We start from the raw sequence: 2581 nt of genomic DNA on the forward strand, positions 1-2581 counted from the left end.
CTATTCCAACAAGTGCGATCGCTAATTGAGTTAACGTTGACTTACCACTTCCGCCAGGGCCACATAAAGCTAAAAACTTCTGCCAGTCAGCACGACCAGTAACAATGCCATGTAAGAAAGCCCGAAGTAGCTCAACCAAATTAGCATCACCGTCCATCATTTCCAGTAACCATTGCTTAATGGGTTCACAACCAGCCAAGGGATTATAGTCATAAGGTAAGCACCAAGTGAAATAGTTTTGAGGGCTATGTGGGCTTAATTCCTTGGTTTTCATGTCAAATACCCCATTACGGAAGGGAATTAGTCCTTTTTTGGAATTTGTCGCCATTTTTCCTACTAGCATTCTCCTCGACAACCTTTTTGCGATCGCTTCAACAAAACTAAATTTATAGTCTGATACTTTGGGAATCTGTGCCTTTAATTGCTCTATCAGGTCTGCTTTCTGTGTTTTATCCCTGTTACTCCTTCTTACAGCACCAATCGCTGTCTTTATTTGTTGAACGATGGTTTCTGCTTTATCCACCAACTCGTCTAGCTCTAGCATCAACCTCTGTTCTAGGCGTTCTTTGCTGATTAAACCCCATACTCCTGGCTTTTCAGCATTGTACAAGTACCAATCTTTTGTAGCCTCGTTAAAAACAAGTGTTTCTTTATATAGCTCAGCTAGATACTCACAGACCCTGTGTTCGTTCCATTTGGGTAAATCATGTTCCAACTGACTTAACTTAATTGGTGCAGGGTTAACGCTACGGGTTGCCCATAACTCAGTAAACCATTTCGGTCCATTAACTGCGATCGCATCATCGATCCCTTTTTCTGGTGTATCCCAACTTAGGAAGGTTACTTTACAGCAAGCATCACGGAAGCAGGATGCTAATCTTTCACGGGCTGTAATCACACTGGCCTGTGTTTTCAATTTCTCATCTTGGTCAAAGATAACTACGATCTCCCGTCCAGGTTGGGCAAAGTATTGGAGTTGTGGCAATAACTGGGGGATTCCTACGGAGTCTTTGGGTGAACCGTTCCATACTCCTGGGATGGATACCGCTACCTGACCTTGGGTTAGTAAGGCACCGGCTTTTTTAACACCTTCTACTACTGAGAGGGGTATTTGTGGGTTGTCCTTTACCCACTTCCAGAATAACTTATCTTTTAACCGTAGAAATTCCTTATATGTTATCCCCTCGGTCAGTATCCATTGTTCTCTAATCCTTTCTCTATATTCTTTCAATAAACCTGCTTTTTTGGCTACTTTTAACCCAATCTTATGGGAGACTTTAAGGCAAATTGGTTGCACCGGTTCAAATGGTGGGACTTCATATTTTCTAGTTTTCCCATCTTTGCCGACTTTAGGGGTGTTGGGTTTAAGTTGTCCCCACAATTGGTCTTCACCTGTTTCTGGATCTATAGCGTTGACTCCCCATCCCCCTAATTCTAAATGGGCATTGGCTTTCAACGTTCCATTGTTGATCCTTCCATCATTTCGGCGGGATACCTTTTCTGAGTAGAGTAGGAAGTCAAAGGTATCGGTGTTGATCAGCGATCTGACGTTCAAATATACGATTGAGGGTGCTACTGCGGAACCTTTAACCCATTCGTTGCGGTGTTGCTCATTGACGTTGTTCATGATTTTCTCCAGTGTTTGTGTACTACTGGAGATGCTTATTTGTCATGACCATTTGGAAAATACTAGAGAAGACAACTATGATAGAAGAAATTGATTTTTTTTGTTGGATGCCGGCTCAAAGCCGCTCGTAGTGCCTCTTGCAGTGAAGAAACTCTTTCAGTGACCTTTACAGCATCTCCATTGTTGTCTTGCTAGTTTTAACCAGTGGTGGACACGAGAAAAGCATCTCCAACTTTTCTTTTTTGACTTAATTGAATATCCAGCTAACTCTATGCTTAAACGCAAAAGCATAGCTATTAGTGAATGAGTGATTGATGCTTTGTCCCCTTGGGTGGTTAAGAGGGGCAAATTTTAAGCTGCGATCGCACTCTTCTTTAACCGAGTACCAAGTTCTGTGGGACTAAGGAGTTCAAATTGTTGTGCCGTGTTAGCAATCAATAATTTTCTCGAATCTTGTGACACTCCTCCCGACGCTGATCCAGTAGGTACAGCGCGGGCTTCCCTACCTCACGATAGGACCTAATTTAATCATCAAAACTTACTCCCAAATCAATACCGAGAGCTTTTTCCATTTTTCTAAGAGTCTCAATTGGTACAGATTGCCTTTCTGACTCTATCCTGTACCAATTCTGAGTTGACATTCCCACAAGCCCGCAAAGTTGAGTTAGCGCACGCCTATCCCTCATCCTGGCTTCATAAATACGCTTTCCCAAATTGGGGACTTCTTTTTCAACTGTCTTCGTTACCTTCATAGGTGTCGCTTTAATCATTTTTTCTCCTAAAACGTATAACATGAAACGCTACATATTATTATAACCCATCTGCTCTCACTTGACACCCACTAAGTTGTGCTTTACTATAAAAACATAAGAAAAGCGACCGCCAACTTTACGAGGGTGAGCGATCGCCTTTCTCAAAACATCACCCCAAAAGGAGGGGCAACTAACCAATGAT

General features: G+C 42.3%; 2 protein-coding genes. Both read right to left on the reverse strand.

Going from position 1 to position 2581, the window contains the following annotated elements; genetic code table 11:
- Nucleotides 1-1627 (reverse strand): DUF3854 domain-containing protein (locus tag P9B04_RS20075; protein ID WP_342056748.1); only part of this gene is annotated, 1627 nt, incomplete at its 3' end.
- 524 nt (nucleotides 1628-2151) lie between these two features.
- Nucleotides 2152-2397, reverse strand: coding sequence for a helix-turn-helix domain-containing protein (locus P9B04_RS20080; protein WP_342056749.1), 246 nt, complete (start codon nucleotides 2395-2397; stop codon nucleotides 2152-2154).
- Between the last annotated feature and the right edge of the window lie 184 nt (nucleotides 2398-2581).

Source organism: Crocosphaera sp. Alani8, assembly GCF_038442745.1.
Classification (GTDB): domain Bacteria; phylum Cyanobacteriota; class Cyanobacteriia; order Cyanobacteriales; family Microcystaceae; genus Crocosphaera.

Coding starts and splice junctions, on each gene's coding strand:
- P9B04_RS20080 (WP_342056749.1), bottom strand. CDS start 2,397: ATGATTAAAGCGACACCTATGAAGGTAACGAAGACAGTTGAAAAAGAA.